This window comes from Occallatibacter sp. (genome assembly GCF_049582745.1).
In the GTDB taxonomy this organism is placed as follows: Bacteria; Acidobacteriota; Terriglobia; order Terriglobales; family Acidobacteriaceae; genus Telmatobacter.
This window is the reverse complement of record NZ_JBAUUO010000087.1, coordinates 1-18,302: the sequence shown is the minus strand read 5'-3', so window position 1 is coordinate 18,302 and position 18,302 is coordinate 1. Positions and strand designations below refer to the sequence as shown.

At 58.4% G+C, this 18,302-nt stretch carries 19 protein-coding genes and 1 tRNA gene; 10 read left to right on the top strand and 10 right to left on the bottom strand.

Annotated features, from left to right (window positions below; translation table 11 throughout):
• Positions 1-19 precede the first annotated feature (19 nt).
• Complete coding sequence (locus WCA10_RS14115; protein WP_472823171.1) at positions 20-844, bottom strand: polyprenol monophosphomannose synthase; 825 nt, start codon at positions 842-844, stop codon at positions 20-22.
• 334 nt (positions 845-1,178) lie between these two features.
• Here WCA10_RS14115 and WCA10_RS14110 point away from each other — a divergent pair, with 334 nt between their 5' ends.
• The 4 genes from WCA10_RS14110 (at position 1,179) to WCA10_RS14095 (ending at position 7,083) form a co-directional block, all read left to right on the top strand.
• A complete protein-coding gene (locus tag WCA10_RS14110) occupies positions 1,179-2,669 on the top strand; it encodes a hypothetical protein (protein WP_472823170.1) in 1,491 nt (496 codons plus the stop codon).
• A 228-nt stretch (positions 2,670-2,897) separates the two neighbouring features.
• Complete coding sequence (locus tag WCA10_RS14105) at positions 2,898-4,424, top strand: hypothetical protein (protein ID WP_472823169.1); 1,527 nt, start codon at positions 2,898-2,900, stop codon at positions 4,422-4,424.
• A 149-nt stretch (positions 4,425-4,573) separates the two neighbouring features.
• Entirely contained in the window at positions 4,574-5,959 is a 1,386-nt protein-coding gene (locus WCA10_RS14100) for a HAMP domain-containing sensor histidine kinase (RefSeq protein WP_472823168.1), read from the top strand.
• Complete coding sequence (locus WCA10_RS14095) at positions 5,959-7,083, top strand: universal stress protein (RefSeq protein ID WP_472823167.1); 1,125 nt, start codon at positions 5,959-5,961, stop codon at positions 7,081-7,083. The genes WCA10_RS14100 and WCA10_RS14095 overlap by 1 nt, the downstream gene beginning before the upstream one ends.
• A gap of 43 nt (positions 7,084-7,126) precedes the next feature.
• Here WCA10_RS14095 and WCA10_RS14090 read toward each other — a convergent pair whose 3' ends face one another.
• From WCA10_RS14090 to WCA10_RS14075, 4 genes are read right to left on the bottom strand one after another with little or no spacing between them, the layout of a single operon-like run.
• Complete coding sequence (locus WCA10_RS14090) at positions 7,127-7,597, bottom strand: SHOCT-like domain-containing protein (protein ID WP_472823166.1); 471 nt, start codon at positions 7,595-7,597, stop codon at positions 7,127-7,129.
• Positions 7,594-7,890, bottom strand: a complete 297-nt coding sequence (locus WCA10_RS14085) for a hypothetical protein (RefSeq protein WP_472823165.1) — start codon at positions 7,888-7,890, stop codon at positions 7,594-7,596. The genes WCA10_RS14090 and WCA10_RS14085 overlap by 4 nt, the downstream gene beginning before the upstream one ends.
• Before the next feature lie 9 nt (positions 7,891-7,899).
• A complete protein-coding gene (locus WCA10_RS14080) occupies positions 7,900-8,160 on the bottom strand; it encodes a hypothetical protein (RefSeq protein WP_472823164.1) in 261 nt (86 codons plus the stop codon).
• The gene (locus tag WCA10_RS14075) at positions 8,157-8,543 is read right to left on the bottom strand and encodes a DUF2089 domain-containing protein (RefSeq protein WP_472823163.1); all 387 of its coding nucleotides are present in this window, start codon (positions 8,541-8,543) and stop codon (positions 8,157-8,159) included. The genes WCA10_RS14080 and WCA10_RS14075 overlap by 4 nt, the downstream gene beginning before the upstream one ends.
• A gap of 431 nt (positions 8,544-8,974) precedes the next feature.
• On the opposite strand from WCA10_RS14075, the gene WCA10_RS14070 reads away from it, so the two are divergent.
• The 3 genes from WCA10_RS14070 to WCA10_RS14060 all read left to right on the top strand — a co-directional run bounded on the left by WCA10_RS14070 (position 8,975) and on the right by WCA10_RS14060 (position 11,465).
• Entirely contained in the window at positions 8,975-9,526 is a 552-nt protein-coding gene (locus WCA10_RS14070) for a TadE/TadG family type IV pilus assembly protein (RefSeq protein WP_472823162.1), read from the top strand.
• Between the two features lie 41 nt (positions 9,527-9,567).
• Positions 9,568-11,115, top strand: coding sequence for a pilus assembly protein TadG-related protein (locus WCA10_RS14065; protein ID WP_472823161.1), 1,548 nt, complete (start codon positions 9,568-9,570; stop codon positions 11,113-11,115).
• Positions 11,116-11,389: 274 nt separating this feature from the next.
• A tRNA-Lys gene (locus WCA10_RS14060) sits at positions 11,390-11,465 on the top strand.
• A gap of 361 nt (positions 11,466-11,826) precedes the next feature.
• Here WCA10_RS14060 and WCA10_RS14055 read toward each other — a convergent pair.
• From WCA10_RS14055 to WCA10_RS14035, 5 genes are all read right to left on the bottom strand, one after another.
• Positions 11,827-12,891, bottom strand: coding sequence for a UDP-glucose--hexose-1-phosphate uridylyltransferase (locus tag WCA10_RS14055; RefSeq protein ID WP_472823160.1), 1,065 nt, complete (start codon positions 12,889-12,891; stop codon positions 11,827-11,829).
• A 53-nt stretch (positions 12,892-12,944) separates the two neighbouring features.
• Positions 12,945-13,079, bottom strand: a complete 135-nt coding sequence (locus tag WCA10_RS14050) for a helix-hairpin-helix domain-containing protein (protein WP_472823159.1) — start codon at positions 13,077-13,079, stop codon at positions 12,945-12,947.
• Between the two features lie 119 nt (positions 13,080-13,198).
• Positions 13,199-13,642, bottom strand: coding sequence for a DoxX family protein (locus WCA10_RS14045; RefSeq protein ID WP_472823158.1), 444 nt, complete (start codon positions 13,640-13,642; stop codon positions 13,199-13,201).
• A gap of 73 nt (positions 13,643-13,715) precedes the next feature.
• Complete coding sequence (locus WCA10_RS14040; RefSeq protein ID WP_472823157.1) at positions 13,716-14,171, bottom strand: GyrI-like domain-containing protein; 456 nt, start codon at positions 14,169-14,171, stop codon at positions 13,716-13,718.
• A gap of 108 nt (positions 14,172-14,279) precedes the next feature.
• The gene (locus WCA10_RS14035; RefSeq protein ID WP_472823156.1) at positions 14,280-15,485 is read right to left on the bottom strand and encodes an ATP-grasp domain-containing protein; all 1,206 of its coding nucleotides are present in this window, start codon (positions 15,483-15,485) and stop codon (positions 14,280-14,282) included.
• 82 nt (positions 15,486-15,567) lie between these two features.
• Between WCA10_RS14035 and WCA10_RS14030 the strand changes: the two genes are divergently transcribed.
• The 3 genes from WCA10_RS14030 to WCA10_RS14020 all read left to right on the top strand — a co-directional run bounded on the left by WCA10_RS14030 (position 15,568) and on the right by WCA10_RS14020 (position 18,009).
• Positions 15,568-16,173: a DUF4254 domain-containing protein gene (locus WCA10_RS14030; protein WP_472823155.1), complete on the top strand. Its 606-nt coding sequence runs from the start codon at positions 15,568-15,570 to the stop codon at positions 16,171-16,173.
• Between the two features lie 157 nt (positions 16,174-16,330).
• Entirely contained in the window at positions 16,331-16,894 is a 564-nt protein-coding gene (locus WCA10_RS14025; RefSeq protein WP_472823154.1) for a tetratricopeptide repeat protein, read from the top strand.
• 26 nt (positions 16,895-16,920) lie between these two features.
• Positions 16,921-18,009 (top strand): gluconeogenesis factor YvcK family protein, encoded by a 1,089-nt coding sequence (locus WCA10_RS14020; protein ID WP_472823153.1) that lies wholly within the window; start codon positions 16,921-16,923, stop codon positions 18,007-18,009.
• The last annotated feature ends 293 nt before the right edge of the window (positions 18,010-18,302 follow it).

The following is an 18,302-nucleotide window of genomic DNA, read 5'->3' as shown; positions in this document are numbered from 1 at the left end:
CCGCCAATTCAGATCCGATTCAGTCGAATGTGCTCACCGGTACCGGACGACTCGATAAAAACCTGCCGCGATAGAGCCTCGCGAGCAGGCGGCCATAATCGAGAGCGACCTTTATATTGGCCTTGCTCACGCCGCGGTATCTCTGTCCAATGGCAAATGGAATCTCACGAACCGATGAGATGCGCGCGCGAACCAGGATCTCCAGCAGCAGCTTGAAACCTGCCTGCTGAAACGCAATCCCCGCAAAGCAATCGCGGCGCACAAAAAAGAAGCCGGACATGGGATCCCTGGCGCGGAGACCTATACGCTGAATGGGCCATGTAGCCCACACTGCCGCAGCCGACAGCAGTTTCCTGAAGACATTCCATTCGCCAAGCCCGCCGCCCGGCGTATAGCGGCTGCCAATCACTACGTCGCAGCCCGATGCAATCGCAGCGGCCAGTTCCGGCAACAGTTCCGGCGGATGCTGGAAATCCGCGTCCATCACACCCACGATCGTGGCGTCGGTGTTCTCCCAGCCGTGAAGAATAGCCCCAGACAAACCGCGCTGTCCCTTGCGCACCAGCAGGCGAATCCGTGCATCCTGCTGCGCAAGAGAAGAGACAATCTCGGCCGTCCCATCGCAACTGTCATCATCCACAATCAGAATCTCGTATTCAAGATTGAGCGGGTCCAGAACGCTCTGTACGCGTTCCAGAAGCGCCGGGATATTGCCAGCTTCGCAAAGGGTGGGTATGGCCAGTGCCAGTTTCTGATGAAAGCAGGCGCTCTTGAGTTCTCGCGTCTCAGGCGTCGTTGCCTCGTCGAGCGCAACCCGAATTGGACTGATTGATGCTAATGCCATGCTTTGAATGTCTTCGGGAGTATAGACGGACCAGGCTATGAATGTGTACTCAAAACAAGAGACTTCCTTGAAATTTGGAAGGTTCGGCAGCAACAACCTTCGATGACCTGGCGATGGGAAGAGAGGATTTAGGGTAACAATTCCGCGCCAATCTCGATTATAGTCAGCTAAACGCCTTTCAGTCTCGTCCAAAGGGATAGTGGCTCCAATTCCGACATATTCTCGCCATGGGAAACTGGAAAAGGGCTTACAGTTTGCTCAGGGTTGATCTCTTTCCCAACCCTTTGACACAAGAGGATCCCGTTCTCCCCGCTGATGGGAGATTTAAATCGGATTGTATGAGCTGAATCATTTGGAGAACGTTCGCAAGCGTAATTTACTGTTGATCCTCGCCTTCTCACTTTTGGCGATGGCAACGATGGGTTATCACCCCGGGCTGGAAGACGATGGCGTCTATCTCACCGCGGTAAAAAGCGATCTCAATCCCGCGCTCTACCCCCACGATGCGGAGTTTTTCCGCGTCCAGTTGCAGGCAACGCTCTTCGACAAAGTTGTTGCTGCCTTCATTCGCTTAACCCATATTCCCGTCACCATCACTGAGTTGCTGCTTCAATTTGTCACGATTCTGCTCATCGTTCTCGGCTGCTGGTGCATTGCACGGCTTCTCTTCGAAGACGAGCGCGTGCAGTGGGCAGGCGTCGCTCTCACCGCCGCCATGCTGACTCTACCCGTCACTGGTACAGCCCTCTACCTGGCCGACCAACATCTGCATCCTCGCAACATCGCCACGGCATTTCTTCTTCTCGCTGTTTCCCGCATCCTCGCCGGTCATCGCTGGCAAGCACTTCCTCTCCTGCTGCTCGCCTTTGTGCTCCACCCCATCATGGCGGCGCTCGGCATCTCGTTCTGCTTCTTCCTCACCATGTCCATGCTCGAACCAGTGCACGTATGGCTGCGTTCTCTGCGCGGCTCGCTCGCAGCCGCAGTGCCGCTCGGCTGGATCTTCGAGTCTCCTACGCCCATCTGGCATCGCGCCCTCGCAACGCGCAGCTACTACTTTCTCTATAGCTGGACCTGGTATGAATGGCTCGGCGCGCTTGCCCCGCTTTTCCTCTTCTGGCTGCTGTGGCGCATCGCGCTCAAGCGCGGCGATACAATGCTCGCACGCTTTTCTCTGGCCGTCTTTTCTTACGGCGTTTTCCAGCAGGCTGTCGCAATGATCGTGCTTGCGTCGCCGCGGCTCGTGCGGCTCACGCCCATGCAGCCCATGCGCTTTTTACATCTCATTTATTTCTTCCTCACGCTGGTCGGCGGCTGTCTGCTCGGCAAATTTCTCCTGAAAGACATCCCCTGGCGCTGGGCGGTCTTCCTGGTCCTCATCAACGCCGGCATGTTCGCTTCACAGCAAGCCGAGTTCAGCAGCAGCCCGCACCTCGAGCTTCCCTGGACGCGATCCAGCAATCCCTGGCTGCAATCCTTCGCATGGATTCGCGAGAATACGCCGGTCAATGCCTACTTCGCGATGGATCCCCACTACCTTGCCGCCCCAGGAGAGGATTACCACAGCTTCCGCGCCTTGGCCGAACGCAGCCAGCTTGCCGACATGGAAAAAGATCCATCGGTAGTCACCCAGGTCCCCGAACTCGGCCCAGCATGGGAAAGGCAGACAGACGCCACAGCGGGGTGGCAGCACTTCGAGCTGACCGATTTCGAAAGATTAAAGAAAGACTTTGGAGTCGATTGGGTAATCGTGGCATATCCCCAACCGCAAGGTTTGGCCTGCAAATGGCACAAACAAAACGTCGCGGTATGCGAAATCCACTAGAATCCGCTCACAACATCCCTCCACCGGCGTCGTAATATTAGAGGAACGCTCTGAGGTTTGCGCACCAGGTATGACTTTTGAGAATTTCGCGGTCTGCCTTGGCTGCATCCAATCCCCTATTGGCTTCATTGATGATTTCGCTTCCCCGTCTCTGCACGTTGCCGCCATTGATACTGCGGAATTGAAACCTCAAGGACTCTCCACTCGGTCTACGGGGCAGGTGATGCAATGAACGACACTCCGCGCGGCCGACTTCCCTTCCTCCGACTTATCGCCCTGACAGCAGCAGCCCTGATGATTCACGGATATCATTACGGCGTTGAAGACGGCGAGATTTACATCCCCGCTGCACAAAAGCTTCTGCACCCAAATCTTTATCCCTTCGGAGCGGAATTCTTCCTTTCCCACGGACATCTTTCTCTCTTTGGTTCTATCCTGGCCTGGACGGCGAGGCTCACACACATGTCCATGGACTGGACGCTCCTCGTCGCGTACCTTCTGAGCCTTTTTGCAACCCTTGCGTCCTGCTGGCTGCTCGTCACGGCATGCTTTCAGGAGCCGCGCGCGCACTGGACAGCGATGCTGATCATAACCGCCGTGCTGGCAATGCCGGCCACCAACACCGGGCTCCTCCTGATTGATCCATACGTTACAGCACGGTCGTTTTCAACCCCGTTGACTCTCTTCGCACTAGCCAGCCTGCTTGAGCAGCGTTATGCCCGCGTCATGATCGCGATGCTGCTCACAGTCCTGATCCATCCGCAGATGGTGCTCTATCTGCTCTTTCTGATTGGAGTGATGTGGGTGGCTGATCGTCGCAGGAATGCCGTGCTCGAACCCGTACCGGCGCTTCCCGCGGTCGTTGGCATGTTCCCTACAGGTTTTCATCTTGCCCGCGCAACCGGCCCTTATCGGGAAGCGCTCTATTCGCGCGACTACTTTTTCCTCTACAACTGGACCTGGTACCACTGGCTCGGAATGCTCGCGCCACTCGCGATTCTCGCTTGGTTCTGGCGAGGCAATCTGCGCGGCACTCGCCCCGCTTTCCAACGGATCAGTTTTGCTCTCATTCCCTTCGGCTTGCTCTCCATTCTCATTGCCGTCGTGCTTTGTTCTTCTCCTGAATTTGAGATGTTTGTCCGACTCCAGCCCCTGCGGTCGTTCCACCTGATCACGTTCCTTTTTGTTCTTCTTCTAGGCGGAGTCGTAGGAGAATATTTGGCCAAGGCGCGCAAATGGGTTCCCGTGGCCATCTTCATTCCGCTCGCCGTCGGAATGTTTTTGGTGGCGCGACAGACTTACCCCAATAGTCCCCAAATCGAGATTCCCTCGAAGACCAGCACAAATCCCTGGGTCAACACCCTCCTTTGGATCCGCTGGAACACACCCGCGAACGCCGTCTTTGCTGTGGATTCGCACTACTTCATGGATAGCGAGAACGACGTACATGGTTTCCGGGCGATCTCCGAGCGCTCCGCCTTGGCAGACTATTTCAAAGACGGTGGTGTGGTTTCACTGTTTCCGGCGCTCGCCGACGAATGGAAGCAGATGAGTAGCGCCACCTACGGACTCAACCACTTTTCCGTCGCACAGTTTGGGCAACTTCAGCGGGAATACCCCGACGTCACCTGGACCGTGATTCACGGAGTTGCCCCGTCAGGGTTGGATTGCCCCTATCAGCAGCGCGGATACAACGTTTGCCGCTTGCCCTCCCCTGAATTCCCCAATCTGAAGGCAGTGGAAATTCGAAACTGAATCACTGTTTTTTCGCTGTTGTCCCGAATCTCACCCAAAATCAACATCAAACCTCCCGCCCGTTTTGCGCCTTGAGGGTAGGTGCGCAAAAATGAGAGTGTGGTTCTCTCCGGCGCGGAGCCCGAAAGATGCTGAATCTTACGCAGAGGTTGATTCTCGGCTGTGTCGCGATCGCCACCCTCGCCGTGTGCCTGGTCGCCGCAACCCATCGCGCCCTGTCCGCAGCCGGCCAGATGCACCTCGCCATCGCGCTCCTTATATCCCTAATCCTCGTTGAAGTGGCGACCGTCATGGTCGTGCTGCATCCCATCAGGATGTTGGCCGCCGATGCCCGCAAAATCGCCCGCGGCAACCTCGAGCATCGCGTCGAGTTTGGCGGCCGCGACAGCTTCGGCGAGATTGCGTCCGAGCTCAATCGCATTGCCGTACGCCTGCGCGAACTGCGCGACACCGATGCCGGCCGCCGCCAGATGGAGTATCAGCTCTCCGATGCCGTCCTCCAGTCCATCTTCGAGCCCATCATCGTCACCGACGCCAAGGGGCACATCCTCAAGCTCAACCAGGCAGCCGCCGATGTACTCGGCGAAGCAGCCAACGATCGGCTGGCCCTCACCAGTACCCCCGGCGGCGACAAGATCCTGAGCGCGATCCGCGAAGCCATCTCCATGCAGAGGCCCATTGCGGCCGAAGGCGAGGCTTCCATGCTGCCCATGCGCATCGGCAAGCAGTCGCGCAGCTATCGCCTGCGCACCATGCCCATGCGTGACTCTGAAGGCCGGCTGCTCGGCACCGTGACCACACTTGAAGATGTCACTACGCTCCAGGACACCGACCGCTTCAAGACGCAGTTCATCTCCGTCGCCAGCAAGAAGCTTCGCGATCCTCTCTTGCAACTGCGCCGCGGCATCTATGCGCTCCAGCATGGGTTCGGCGGCGAATTGCTTCCCTTGCAGTCCGAGTTGGTCATCGAAGCCGGAAACGAGGCCGAGAAACTCAGCGACCTGATGGCCGACCTGATCGAAGTCGCCGAACTCGACACCGGCAAACGCGAGTTCAAACTTGAGCGCCTCCGGCCGCTGCCCCTGCTCGATGAAGCGCGCAACCGCTACATCGACGAAGCCGCAGCCAAACAGGTCCGGATTGAAGTCAGCGCCTTCGCCGATCTGTCGTTCATTCTGGCCGATCGCCGCGCGGTCCGCTCCATCCTCGACAATCTGGTCGGCAATGCCCTGCGCTATACCCCGCCCGACGGTGAAATCCTGCTCGCCGCCGAAGAGTTGAAAGAATTCGTGCAATTTACCGTGCGCGACAGCGGACGCGGCATCGAAGCGGAACGCCTCAGCAACATCTTCGATCGCTTCAATCCCTTCTCTGAGAGCGGCACCGGCATGGGTCTCGCGCTCGTCCGGCGTCTCGTCGAATCCCTCGGCGGTCAGATCGCCGTCGAGAGCCGCATTGGCCACGGCACCACCTTCCGCTTTACCCTGCCCGTCGCAGTGGCCGAAGCCATTCCGCATCCGGTCGAGGTGGGCTGATGGCCGAAATCGAATTTGAACGCCAGCAGGAGCCCGCCCACCTCCGCATCTACCTCGGTGCCGCGCCCGGCGTCGGCAAAACCTACCACATGCTCAATGACGCCCTCCTGAGGCGGAAGCAAGGCGTCGACGTAGTGATCGGCCTGGTGGAAGCGCATGGCCGCGCGGAAACCCTGGAACAGATTCGCGACCTCGAAATCGTGCCTCTGCGCGTCATCCCTTATCGCGGCGTCGACCTTAAGGAAATGGACATCGACGCAATCCTCGCGCGTCATCCGCAGATCGTGATCGTCGACGAACTCGCCCACACCAACGTCCCCGGAAGCAAGAACCGCAAGCGCTACGAAGATGTTCTCGAACTGCTTGACGCGGGCATCGACGTCTGGACCGCGGTCAACATCCAGCACCTCGAAACGCTCAACGACGCCGTCAATCGCTCCGCCAATACCGTCATTCGCGAAACGGTTCCCGACAGCTTCTTCAAGCGTGCCGACGAAGTCATCAACGTCGACATCACCGTGGAAGAACTGCGCTCCAGGTTGCGCGAAGGCAAGATCTACGCTGCCGAAAAAGTTGAGCTGTCGCTCGCCAACTTCTTCCGCAAAGGCAATCTCAATCTGCTGCGCGAACTCGCACTGCGCGCCACCGCCGAACAGGTCAGCAAGCGCGCATCCGACTACCGCCGCACCCAGGGCCTTGAACAAGCGCCCATCCCCGACAAGGTGATGGTTTGCCTAAGCACGCGGCCCGGAACCGAACGCCTCATCCGCGTGGGCGCGCGCGTGGCCGGCCGGCTTGCCACCAATTGGTACGCCGTCTACGTGAATCGGCCCGACGAAGACAAGGGCCATGGAGATCCTGAAGCCTTTCAACGCATCGAGGAGTATCGCCGCATGGCCCGCGACCTCGGCGCCCAGGTGATCACTCTGAATGACAAAAATGTCGCTGACGCACTCATCCGGTTTGCGCAGCAGGAAAGCATTTCGCACGTCATCTTCGGGCAACCCGTCCGCTCGCGTTTCGACATCCTCCTGCGCGGTTCCGTGCTTAATCGCTTCCTCGCCGAAGTCCGCGACGTAACCGTGCAGGTCGTCCCGATGCAGAAGGCGCTGCGACGCGGATAGCAGAGCGGCCTAGTCACTGGTCCCTTTGTCCCTGGTCCCTGTTTTACTCGCTGAACACCCGCACTCGCGTCTTGTTGCCGTCCTTGCCGTCCACGTCCACCGTCAAGTCTTCCAGGTGATCGATCAGCTCTTCCAGGTTCTCCGGCTTGATCTGCGAGAGCGTGAGCGGAACACCGTGACTGCTCAGTGCCTCGTCAAGCTGGTTGTGCGCCTGCTGCGGAATCAGCGCCGCCAGCCGAACCCCCGCGCGCAGCAGTTGCAGCGGCACGCGAACATTCACCGTGGTCGGCCCCTTCAGGCCGGTCATTTCTTCATCGGCCTCCACCAATACACGCAGATATTTGGCGCGCGTGTGAGGTACACCCGCCTGCTGTCCATTCCCGGCGTTGGTCGTCGTTCTTCCCGTCGTCTGCGCGGTGTCCGGATCGAGTGCCGCAAGCAGCCGCTCCGCCTCGTCTGCCGTGATCTTCCCCGCAGCCAGCATCTCCAAAATCTGTTTTCTGTTTTCGTTCATAGCAGTCCTCCCCCGCGCGCAAGCGACATCAGATCCGTAACCGGCCCCGTGATCGGCGAGAGCGCCCGATGCACGGCCTCGGCCAGCGCCGGAATCTGCGCGCTGCAAAAGTGCATGAGAATCAAAAGCTCATGCAGATTGAGTTGAGCCAGGCAGGCAAACGCCAGGCAGAGACCAACAATCCAAGCCGTCTCGCGGCTCTCGTTCCAGGCCGCCAGCAGGCGCTCCGCCTCGGCGGCGGTTATCCGCCCCATGGCGACAAGCGAAAGAATGGCGCGGCGATCCGTGTTCATGGCAAACCTCTACAAAATCCGAACGAGGACGCGATTGCCCTCGGTTGTAACCCGTACATCCGTTCCCGGAAGGCTGCACACAATCGCCCAGAACGAGCGAACCGACTGCCAGAACGGAATGCCAAGACAAACACACGCAACCAGCAGGACCACCAGGACGAAAGGCGCCAGCAGAAGCGCCGGAATCCATAACAAAAACAAGGGCAGCCACAACCGGAAATTCGGCCCGTGCGGGTAATTCACGTGAACGATGGCAATATTCGGAGTCACTTGATGGCCTCCAGTTCGCTGATCGCCTCGGCAGCGCTGATCTCGCCGTTCTTCAGCCGCTCCAACACGTCCGAGCGCGATGGCGAGGGATTTGTGTCAATAAACTGCAGCAGCCCGGAGATTCGGTGTAACCGCGCCTTGATCGTCGGATAACTCACCCCGAAAATCTGCTCCATCTCTTTGATCGACCCGTGGGACCGCAGAAATGCCGTCACAAAAATCTGGTCCTCCAGGCTCAGCCTGGCCAGTTCCGGCAGCGTAAAAGCACCTTCAATGGCGATTCCCTTCTCCGGAATCCTGACCCGCTCGATCACCACGGGCGCCCCCTGTGCCATCCGCAGCAGGTCCTGCCAGTCTGAAGGGGCTTTGAGATCAGTTGCCATTGGTAGAACACCTCGACGAAATCAAACATAATCGATTTTAGACAAAAATGCAACAATATAATTAATTTTATAAACTAGTATTCTATTAAATATAGATAAACTCAAGTAATGGTAGATGCTCTCTAATGCCGGTATTTGTTTGGTTGACTCCCCGTTTTTGTTAACTACTTAGTACATCTTGTGACGTAGATCACATACGTAAGAGCGAGACACTGTAGGCATCTCTTTTCCAACAAAGAATCAATAACTTAAATAATCTCATCAACTTAGTGTCATTACTTTTGTAATCTAATGCCCCGCAGGTGTGATACCGAATTAGTACACAAGCCAGTAGTCTGGCTATGCGAGCCTACTTGAGCCTGCTTGGCCGTTGACCTGGGACGCAATTTCAAAGGCAAGACTCCTGATCTCGCCGAAACCGAGGGCCACACGTGAAAAACCTTAAGAATGAGTTCAGCCCCGAACCGAAAACCCAGACTCCCGGCCTGTCAGCCACGCCTGTTTTGAATCGACTCTCCGCCCGAAATCTTCTCGCGCTTTTTAAATCCCAAACCGACGGCGGCTCTTTGGTCGAATTCGCCATGATTCTTCCATTAATGCTGGCTCTCGTCACGGGAATCTTCGGGTTAAGCTTCGCTCTCCTTTTTTACCTGCAGTTAAACAACGCCGTCGATGTCGGCGCTCGCACCGTGGCCGTCATCCGCGCAACAAACTCCGACGGCACCACTCCCGATCCTTGCGCTGCCGCCTTGACAGCCATCACCGGTGCTGCACCGACCCTGGCCCCCTCGAAAATCATGCTCAGCGTCAATCTCAACGGGAATGCATACAACAACGTGACCTCGTGCACCAATGGTGAGGCGAACGTCGTTTCGGGCAAAACAGCGCAAATTACGGCGACGTACCCCTACACCCTCATGCTGTTTGGCTGGAAGCCGGTCGCCATGACTCTCAGTGCACAAACCACCGAACTCATGCAGTGAACAAATCCGCTTTACGTACGAAAGACCAAGGTGAAACCGCCATGAACGTGAAAGAAAAATCGAAATACCCACGCCAGCTTTTCCATGACCAGCGCGGACAAGTCCTCCCCTGGGTAGCCGTGATGATGGTTACGTTGCTCGGGGTTTGTGGATTGACTCTGGATGTCGCCCGCGCAATGGTCGTCCATCGTCAGCTTCAGGCTGCGACCAATGCAGCGGCCTTGGCGGGCGCGCAGCAAATGCCCGATGGCGATTTCAGCGGTACGGCGAAGTCGTACAGCTCTGGCTCCGGGAATTCCAACAATTCCGCAACTTACTCCGCCGGCAACGCGGTCGTAACACCGCTCTGCGTGGCTTTTCTGAAGAGTCAGGGCCTCCCCTGTTCCGGAGACTCTGGGGCCAACGCGTTGCAGGTGCAACAGTCAGCTCAAGTCCCCATGCTCTTCGCAGGTCTCTTAGGCTTCAAGACTCTGAATATTTCAGCCACCGCAACCGCAGCTATGCGCGGCTCCAAACCGCTTCCTTATAACGTCGCCATCATCCTCGATACAACGCCGTCCATGGATTACGCCGATACCAACTGCGGCTCGGGCGCAACCCAACTTTCCTGCGCAGTGGGCGGTGTACAGCAGCTTCTGCTCAATCTGTCGCCAACCGTGGATAACGTCAGTCTCTTCACCTTCCCAAACATCACCACGACCACCACGGGGAACGATTACGACTGCTCAACAACCAAACCGACGGTCGGCCCATATACCTTCCCCTCCACGACCGGGAAGACCCTGACCAACATGAACTATAAGGTTGGAACCACAACCGTCTACGAAACCTACCAGGTCACTGGTTTCCTGGCGGACTATCGAACTGACAACCAGGCAAAGTCGTTGACCACGACTTCGAACCTTACCAAGGCTGTCGGGGGAAAGAGCGGATGCACTGGAATACAGACCAGTACGGAGAATACGTACTACGCGGCCGCCATCTACGCAGCCCAGTCCGCCCTCATCGCAGAGCAACAGGCAAAACCCGGCACGCAAAATGTGATGATCCTACTCAGCGACGGCAATGCCACCGCAAAAGAGCAATACCCAACCAGCTCGTTCACCTGTAATGGCACCAGCTATGCCGCTGGAGCGTTTGCCCCAGGCTGCAACGACATGGTCGTCGGAACCCAGAGCACAAAGATAGCCACATCCTCAGGAACTTACCCGTCCTGGGTTGGCGAATGCTCGCAAGGTGTCGACGCCGCCAACTACGCCAAAACCTATCCGGGCGACTCCAGCAATGGCACCAGGTTCTATTCCATCGCCTATGGTTCGTCCACCAGTTCGAACTCCAGCTACTGCGCCAGCGACAGACTCACCGGCGCGACCCACAAAAACATCAGCCCATGCGGGGCGATGCGGGCTATGGCCTCAAGCGCTTCGACGTTTTACTCCGACTACTATCTGGCCGGAAGCGATTCAGGCTGCCAGGCATCGGGTGCAACCAACACCATCACCTCATTGAGCAACATCTTCAAAGCCATTGCCTATGACCTCACCGCCGTCCGCCTCATACCAAACGGAGCTGCAACCACAACGCCATAACTAAGCTGCCTGATTAAGCTGCCTGATTCTCTCCGGCCGGGAAGAGCTTCTCTTCCCGGCTGTCTCTTTTTCAACGCGATTCTCGTCTCTCGAACTCCAGCAAGCTTCATCTTCCAAAAAGCGCCACGAAAAAGCACAATCTGATAAAGTGAAAGAATAGCTGCACTTGGATGAAACTGGTTTCCGACGCTTGACTGATCACCGGATTCGCGAAACAGATTCCTTCACTGACAAACCAAGTCATTCATAAGAGTCAGCTTAGCCATTTGGCAGCGAGCCCGTAGCTCAGTTGGTAGAGCAACGCCCTTTTAAGGCGTGGGTCCTGGGTTCGAGTCCCAGCGGGCTCACCATTCCTCCGAATGGATTTCGAACTTTCCCCAACCCTGCACATCGTCCCTTTTCCACTCGTGCGCGTGCATGACGCCTCACAGAACGCGGAACCGCATTTGTTGTCATCGCGATGACTATCGGCAGGTTCCGGAACCGCGCAGTTGACCGCAACACGCATCAAAATCCCTACAGGAAGTGCTGGATCTCTGCCGATTCCGACAATCGCCGCATGCTGCAATGCGTCACGCGAAAAGACGTTCTGCGCAGAGTTGATGCCTGACGGCTTCTATCACTCCCTCGCCCAGAAGTGCGTATCCGAGCACGCTCGCCGGGTGCCCCATCCAAGCTTCGCCTGGGTGGGAAACCACGAACCTTGCCAGCCTATTCCCTCGCCCAGAAGTGCTGCTCTGAACAAGCGCGCAGCCGCTCCGCCGCGCTCTCCGGCGTGATGTCGCGCTGCGGCATTCCCAGCATTTCAAACCCCACCATAAACTTCCGCACCGTCGCCGACCGCAACAATGGCGGATAGAAATGCGCGTGAAAATGCCACTCCGGATGCTTCTCGCCATCTGTCGGTGTCTGATGAAATCCCATCGTGTACGGAAAGCTCGTCTCAAACAGATTGTCATAGCGCGTCGTAAGCCGCTTCAACGCATCGGCCAGTGCGTCACGTTCATCGCCGCTCAACTCCGGCATTGCACCAAGATGCCTTTTGCTCACCAGTAGCACTTCGAAAGGCCACACCGCCCACCATGGCACCAATACCGCAAAATAATCGTTCTCCAGAACCAGGCGCTCGCCCGCAGCCTTCTCGGCAGCAACGGTATCGCACAGCAGGCACCGCCCCGACTTCACCAGGTGCTCGCGCTGTGCCACGCTCTCCGCCGCAGGCTCATCGGGCACAAATCCCGTCGACCAGATCTGCCCATGCGGGTGCGGATTGCTGGCGCCCATCATCGCCCCGCGATTCTCAAAGATCTGCACGTACCTGATCCAGTCGATCGCGCCCAGTTCTTCGTACTCCCGCGTCCACGCATCCACCACGAGGCGTATCTCCGCCTCCGTCATCCGCGCCAGCGTCAGGCTGTGGTCAGGATGAAAGCAGAGAACTTTGCAAAGTCCGCGCGCCGGCTCCGCAACCAGCAATGGCGATGGGGACGCATCCTGTTCCGCCACCGCGTTCGGCAGCAACGCGGCGTAATCGTTTACAAAAGTAAAAATGGAATCGTACTGCGGGTTCACCGCTCCGCCCGCGCGTGTGTTGCCCGGACACAGATAGCAGTTAGGATCATGGTGAATTGCCGACGGTGCCGCCTTCTGCGCCACCTCGCCCTGCCACGGCCGCTGCGTACGATGCGGCGAAACCATCACCCACGACTGCCGCAGCGGGTTCCACCGGCGATGCGGATACTGCCACTTGCCTTCCATGCGTGCTCCCGCAGCCATTGTAAAAGGCCGCCCCGCTGTCACCCGCATCTGTGCACGTTCGGCGAGGCCTCTTACTTGAGAAAGGATTTGCCACGTTCCTTAAAGGCGTCGTCGAGAATCCCCAGCGCCTTCGGTCCCATCCCATGCAGCGCTCCCAAATCCTCTCTGCACATCGCCGCGTTCTCCCGCAGAATTGTCGTGCCCATATCCCTCCTCCTTCGCCCCAAATTCCTTGCTTCTTTGATTCTTTACGCCCCCTGCACACACGTGTCCCGTGCAGCTCATCGTGCCAGAGCCGCCTCACTACTGTTTTCGTATTGAACGGTTATCGCTTGACGGGAAAAACCCTGCGCAGTCCGCATTCGCGCAGATACACTCCTGCCCAGAGCACCACGCCAAGGATCACCGGAAAGACCGTCTCAAACGTCGGACTGCCGGCGCGCATCTGAATCGCAACCGCGCCACCGAGGTATCCGGTCAGCAACACCGCGCCCAGCACCGCACTTCGCGGAATCGCGTAGATGATCGTGCTTACCAGGAGCAGAACTCCGATGCCGGAGATCTGCGAAGCCGGAATCCCCAACCGCGCGCATGCGTCCAGCACTTGTGCTTGCTTCGCAAATTTCCCGAAAGCATCGAAGAGCATAAAAAGAACCGTCAGGATTGAAAGCACGCGGCCCGTCCAGATCAGTCCGTTCGATGCGGTTTTCGTTTCGTTTGCGGGCCGTTCCATCATGCCCGCCTGAGTGCCTGGAGCCGTCTGTGCCATCGGTGACCTCCGCTTTTCTTTCTTGGGTCAAGTGGTTGATGAATGGACCGCGTAGTGCAGAGAGGAAGTGCGGTCAGACCGTCGGAATCATGATATGCGTAACCAGTTGCTCGGGCGGCGTTACGCGTGGATCGTTGACATAATTCTCGATCGCGAAATCATCGCGCACGTCGATCTTCTTCTCCGCCACTATCGCCCACGCGCGCCCTGAAGCCTGCGGCAACTGATCGTACGGACCCGTCAGCTCAAACCGAACGTACTTGCCGCCCTGAAATTTCTCGTACCTTAGTCCCTCCGGCAACTTCACCGGCGGAGCCGCAATTGAAAAACCGGCGCGATAGATCTTCGGCCCCATCTTGTAGAGCGCCATGTAGCCCGTGATCTTGTTATTTTCTGCGAGCGCAGGCACCAGCGGATGCGCCTGCTGCCACGCCGCTCCTGCGTTCTCCATAAACGGTCCGATCCGTTCCACGAACACGTAATGCATCTCGGGCCAATGCACAGATTCGGGATCTTCATTAAGACTCATGACTTCTCCTTCGGGAATTAATTCTGCGCTACGTGCTTACCTAGAGAAGCTAGTCCCTGGCCCCTTGTCCCTAGTCCCGAGCCCCTGGTCCCTTGGTCTCTGTTCTTTTCACGACGTCGGCTTGTCCGGCGGCGGAAGCGCTGCAAGAAACCGCTGCGCAAATTCCGTGCTGTACTGGTCCAGCAGTTCCCTCACCCTGCTTGCACTCTCCGAACACACGATCAACCCCGCGTGGTGATGCTTCTTCATGCTGTACACAACCTCCGGTGCGTCGAACATGCTGGTGTCCGGCTCCTCCGTCTTCGCAAGGCAAAGGACGCTGCCCGCATACTTCTCGGTGAACTTCGGCAGCACATACGGCTCGCCGCGCAATTCAGCCACCTCAATCCGCGCCCATTCGCGCCACAGGTTGATCCCCGTCGCCGTTTCAATCAGATCCGAAATAAACGCTCCGCCCACACGCGCTGCGATCTCGAGAAAATAAAGCCTTCCATCCTCGTACGCCCTGATGTATTCGGCATGCGTCACCCCGCGCGCAATGCCCAGATCCGGAGCCAGCCGCGCATTCAGCGCGGTCAGATCCTTCCATTCGCGGCTCTTGCGGTCCACTGTCCGCGTCGTAAACACCCCGCCCTCGTGCATCACCTGCATCGGCGGCCTGCCGTACTGGTGAACCGACGAAAACACCACCCTGTGCTCGCTGATCACAGAGTCGACGTGAAATATATCCCCCGGCACAAACTGCTCAAGCAAATAATTCGTCTGCAGTTCGCCCAGCTCATCCAGCGTCCGCCACAGTTGCTCGGGCTCGTATATCTTGCGGATCCCCAGCGCCGAGGCCTCCGCCCGCGGCTTCAGCAGCCACGGTCCGTGGATCGCCTTCATGTAGGCCCGCAGTTCGTCATAATTCAGCACGCGGCAAAACTCCGGAACCAGGAAGCCCGATTCGCTCGCACCCGTGCGCATGGCCAGCTTGTCGCGATAGTAAGCCGTCGATGTAACGCCCATCCCCGGAATCCGCGTGTGTTCGCGAATCTTGGCGGCCGCGTCCAAGTCGAACTCGTCCAGCGCGATCACGCGGTCGAACTGACGGCCCCGGCACATCCAGCACACGGTCTTGATCAGTTCATCGACCGTGTACGTATTCGGCATGTAGGACACGTCTTCCAGAATCTCGCGCGGCCACGGCGCATCGCGCAGCTTTTCCACCGTCAGCAGCGTCGGCATCACGCCCATCTCGGCGCACTGCCGCATGAAGTCCTGGCCCTTTTCGTAGCTGGAAATACAGAGAAACCGTTGACTTCCGTCCGGCATTTTCCCTCCGCCTCTTGGGGTCCGGGTGAGGATAGTTCTACCATAGACGCTGCACGCAATTACCCGCACCGCCAGGAGCCCGATGCTTTCGGCCGACACAATTGTAAAGCTGCACGATGATTCAACCGCCGCGTGGCATGTCGCCTCCGAGAGCGCTCCGGATTCCGCCTGCAACGACCCTTGGCTCGCCCGCGTCGCCCGCCAGCATCGCGCCAACTTCGACCTCTGGCACATCGAAGACGAAGCCCGCACCCCCGACGCCACTGACGCGCGGCTTGCCGGCGTCAAGCGCCGCATCGACCTGACCAACCAGCTCCGCAACGATCTCGCCGAGGACCTCGACCGCGCCCTCCTCGACTGGCTTGCACCGCAGCGTCTGCCCGCCGAAAACGCCGAACTTCACTCCGAGTCGCCCGGTCTCATCATCGACCGGCTGTCGATCCTTGCTCTGAAGATCTATCACACCCGCGAAGAGGCTGAACGCACCGACTGTTCACCCAGTCATGCCGAACGAAACCGTTCGCGTCTTGCCATCCTTATCGAGCAGCGGACCGATCTCGCTCACTGCCTCGATTTACTGTGGCGAGCGACACTGGACGGCACCCGGCGCTTCAAGCTCTACCGCCAGCTCAAGATGTACAACGACCCCACACTCAACCCCGCCATCTACCGCAGTGCACAATCTTAGTCAGGCCCCTGGTCCCTCCTGGGCCTCACCCATTGACGTGAAACGGGGTTATGGGTATAAAGAGGGCCTAAGTAGTTTGATTCCTAATCCTGGTGATCCTGCCGGAATGATCCGGTTCAACTTCTGCACCCTAGAACGGACGTCCCCCATAAAACCCATGACGCAAGAGGCCAAATCCGCGACGTCAAGCCGCAAAAAGACTCCTCCACCGGCTGCCAAGCCCGGCAGTCACTCGAGCACGGCAACGGGGCCGGTCTTCACGCATTACCAGGCCGCCGTTCAGCTCGTGCAGCAGGGAAAATTCGAAAGAGCCATCGCCGCCTTTGACAAGGTGTTGCCTGTCGCGCCGCCTGAGATCGTGGAGCGCTGCAAGATGTACATCAGCACCTGCCGCCGCCAGCTCGACAAGCAGGGCCTCGCCTTTCTCACGCCCGGCGAGCGTTACGACTACGCTGTATCGCAGATCAACGCCGGCGATTTCGAGGAGGCCGCCGACCAGCTCAAGGGCATCCTCTCCGACGATCCCCGCGCGGACTTCGCCTTCTATGGCCTCGCCCTGCTCTACTCCATCACCGGCAAGACGCAGGATTGCCTTGACAGCCTCGCCCAGGCCATCGAACTGAATCCCAAAAACCGCCTCCAGGCACGCTCTGACAATGACTTCCAGAGCATGGTCGACGACCCCCGCTTCACCGAGTTGCTGTATCCTGAACTTCCGTAGGGTGGCCGTTCGCCCTCAGGCCTTTTGTGACTTTTGGTTTGTCAACAAAGCTCGCTCCATCCGCGTCGAGCGCCTCTGAACCGGGCTCTCAGGCGCTCGAAGACCTTACCCCCTCTGCCGCCCTTCGGGTCGTAGCTATTGGCGGCGGTACCGGCCTCTCGACCCTGCTCCGCGGTCTTCGCCGTCACGTCGCCTTCCCCGACTGGCCAACAAACACTCCCTGCCACATCTCCGATCTCGCCGCCGTCGTTACCGTTACGGACGACGGCGGTTCATCCGGCCGCCTGCGTCAGGACTTCAACATGCTGCCGCCCGGGGACCTCCGCAACTGCATGATCGCGCTCAGCGCCGAAGAAGACCTGCTCTCGAAGCTCTTCGCTTACCGCTTCAAATCCGGAAAAGGACTCGGCGGACATAACTTCGGCAATCTCTTTGTCGCGGCCCTGACCGACATTACCGGCGATTTCGCCCACGCCATCCAGTTGGCCTCCAAAATTCTTGCCACCCGCGGCCGCATCTACCCCGCCACCACCGCCAACGCCACGCTTGTCGCGCACATGGAAGACGGTTCCATCGTGCGCGGAGAAACCAACATCACCGCCAGCAAGCAGCGCATCGCCGAGCTCATGATCGATCCTCCCAACGCCGCGGCCATGCCCGAGACGCTCGAAGCCATTGAACGCGCCGACCTCATCACCGTCGGTCCCGGCTCGCTCTACACCTCCCTCATCACCAACCTGCTCGTGCAGGGAATTCCCACCGCGCTCGCTGAGGCGAAAGGCACCCGCGTCTTCATCTGCAACCTCATGACCCAGGCCAATGAGAGTCTCGGCCTCAAGGCGTCCGAGCACATCGAGCGCATCTACGAGCACACCCACGCGCCCGTCTTCGACTACGCCGTTCTCAACACAGCTCCATTCTCGCCAGAGACAATCGCGCGCTACGCTGCCGAGCATGCGTCGCCGATCGAGGTCGATATCGATCCCATTGAAAAGCTCGGCGTCCGCTGCATCACCGGCGACTTCGCCAGCGAAGAAAACGTAGTCCGCCACGCCGCCAACCGCGTCACCGGCGCCCTCCTCGCCCTCGGCCAAAGCTCCCCCAAACGCCCCTGACCTGCCGCGGTCTCTTACCTGCCTTCGCTCCAAAACTAATATGTCATCCTGAGCGAAGCGCAGCGCAGTCGAAGGATCTGTGGTTGCGTTTTCGACTTGAGCTGCACCCAAAGACGCGCATTACTACCGAGTTGGCCACTTCCATGTAAGTCATCCATGTAAGTCATCTGTCAAGGAAAAGCACAAGATTCGTGGGCGCGCACCGGAGGGCGCGCAGTTGGTCTGATCAGGATCTACCGTTACGCAACAGTGCCTCTCGGCCGATGATTCCTGCATCAAGCAGAACCACACAT

Bases quoted from the DNA above. Each gene is read 5' to 3' on its own strand.
- WCA10_RS14115 (WP_472823171.1), bottom strand. From the start codon at position 844: ATGGCATTAGCATCAATCAGTCCAATTCGGGTTGCGCTCGACGAGGCA.
- WCA10_RS14105 (WP_472823169.1), top strand. From the start codon at position 2,898: ATGAACGACACTCCGCGCGGCCGACTTCCCTTCCTCCGACTTATCGCC.
- WCA10_RS14095 (WP_472823167.1), top strand. From the start codon at position 5,959: ATGGCCGAAATCGAATTTGAACGCCAGCAGGAGCCCGCCCACCTCCGC.
- WCA10_RS14090 (WP_472823166.1), bottom strand. From the start codon at position 7,597: ATGAACGAAAACAGAAAACAGATTTTGGAGATGCTGGCTGCGGGGAAG.
- WCA10_RS14085 (WP_472823165.1), bottom strand. From the start codon at position 7,890: ATGAACACGGATCGCCGCGCCATTCTTTCGCTTGTCGCCATGGGGCGG.
- WCA10_RS14075 (WP_472823163.1), bottom strand. From the start codon at position 8,543: ATGGCAACTGATCTCAAAGCCCCTTCAGACTGGCAGGACCTGCTGCGG.
- WCA10_RS14065 (WP_472823161.1), top strand. From the start codon at position 9,568: ATGAACGTGAAAGAAAAATCGAAATACCCACGCCAGCTTTTCCATGAC.
- WCA10_RS14055 (WP_472823160.1), bottom strand. From the start codon at position 12,891: ATGGCTGCGGGAGCACGCATGGAAGGCAAGTGGCAGTATCCGCATCGC.
- WCA10_RS14050 (WP_472823159.1), bottom strand. From the start codon at position 13,079: ATGGGCACGACAATTCTGCGGGAGAACGCGGCGATGTGCAGAGAGGAT.
- WCA10_RS14045 (WP_472823158.1), bottom strand. From the start codon at position 13,642: ATGGCACAGACGGCTCCAGGCACTCAGGCGGGCATGATGGAACGGCCC.
- WCA10_RS14040 (WP_472823157.1), bottom strand. From the start codon at position 14,171: ATGAGTCTTAATGAAGATCCCGAATCTGTGCATTGGCCCGAGATGCAT.
- WCA10_RS14035 (WP_472823156.1), bottom strand. From the start codon at position 15,485: ATGCCGGACGGAAGTCAACGGTTTCTCTGTATTTCCAGCTACGAAAAG.
- WCA10_RS14030 (WP_472823155.1), top strand. From the start codon at position 15,568: ATGCTTTCGGCCGACACAATTGTAAAGCTGCACGATGATTCAACCGCC.
- WCA10_RS14025 (WP_472823154.1), top strand. From the start codon at position 16,331: ATGACGCAAGAGGCCAAATCCGCGACGTCAAGCCGCAAAAAGACTCCT.